General features: G+C 72.7%; 1 protein-coding gene. It reads right to left on the reverse strand.

Translation table 11 applies throughout. From position 1 onward, the window contains the following. Positions 1–1,486 (reverse strand): beta-ketoacyl reductase (locus BT364_RS38920; protein WP_143166645.1); only part of this gene is annotated, 1,486 nt, incomplete at both ends.

Raw genomic sequence — 1,486 nt, forward strand, 5'->3', positions numbered from 1 at the left:
CAGCGAGGCCGAGCACGCCGTGTCCACCGTCACCGCCGGCCCCTCCAGACCGAACGTGTACGAGATACGACCCGACACCACACTCGCCGCATTGCCCGTGCCGACATGCCCTTCGGCACTGTCCGGGGACGCGAGCAGCAGACCCGTGTAGTCCTGGCCGTTCGTGCCGGTGAACACACCGGTACGGCTGCCGCGTACGGACGCCGGGTCGATACCGGACCGCTCGAACGCTTCCCACGACGTTTCGAGAAGCAGGCGCTGCTGCGGGTCCATCGCCAGGGCCTCGCGCGGCGAGATCCCGAAGAAGACCGGATCGAACTCCCCGGCATCGTGCAGGAAACCACCCTGGTCGACGTACGACGCCGCTTCCCGCTCGCGCGACGGGTCGTAGAGCCGCTCCAGGTCCCAGCCACGGTCCACCGGGAATCCGGAGACCGCGTCCGCTCCGGACGCCAGCAGTTCCCACAGGTCCTCGGGCGACCGCACGCCCCCCGGGTAGCGGCAGCTCATGCCGACGATTGCGATCGGGTCGTCCCCGTCGACAGGTCCGCCCGCGGCGGCGGGAACACTCGCGGCCCGCGCCTCGGAGCCCAGCAGTTCGTCCCGCACGTGCTCGGCCAGGACAGCCGGGCTCGGGTAGTCGAAGACGAGGGTCGCGGGCAGCGAGAGCCCCGTCTCGCCCGTCAGGGCGTTGCGGAACTCCACCGCCGTGAGCGAGTCGAAGCCCAGCTCCCGGAAGGTCGCCGTCTCGCCGATGGCACCGGCACCGTTGTGCCCCAGCACCACCGCGGCCTGCGCCCGGACGACACCCAGCAGCAGTCGCAGCTGCTCGGCCCCGGTCAGGCCGGCCAGCCGGCCGCGCAGCGCCGATTCGGCGCCCGCCGACTCCGCCGGGGCGGACGTCACGGCGAGCCGCTGGTTCTCGGGCAGGTCGCCGAGCAGCGGGCTCGGCCGCAGCGCGGTGAAGGGCGGTACGAAGCGCTCCCAGTCCACGTCCGCGATGGTCACGCACGTCTCGTCCAGCGCCAGAGCCTGGCCGATCGCCGTGATGGCCGCATCCGGAGCCATGGCCGGCAGACCGCGTCGGCTCAGCTCCGCCGCCATCTCGTCGTCCGCCATGCCGCCACCGCCCCAGGGGCCCCAGGCGAGGGAGGTGGCGGCCAGGCCCCGGGTCCGGCGTTCCTGGGCCAGGGCGTCGAGGTAGGCGTTGGCGGCCGCGTAACCCGCCTGCCCGCCACTGCCCCAGACACCTGCGATGGAGGAGAAGAGGACGAACGCGTCCAGATCGGTGTCCCCGAAGACCGCGTTCAGGTTGGCCGCGCCGGTGACCTTCGCATGCATCTGCCCGGCCAGCGTCTCCGCGTCGAGCTCGCCGATCGGACCGGCCGAGGCGACGCCTGCGGCGTGGATGACGGTGCGGACGGGGGTTCCGTCGGTTTCGAGGGTGCGGGCGAGGGCGGTGAGGGCTGTCAGGTCGGTCGCGTCG

Origin of the sequence: Streptomyces atratus (genome assembly GCF_900119365.1) — a bacterium.
Taxonomy (GTDB): Bacteria; Actinomycetota; Actinomycetes; order Streptomycetales; family Streptomycetaceae; genus Streptomyces; species Streptomyces atratus_B.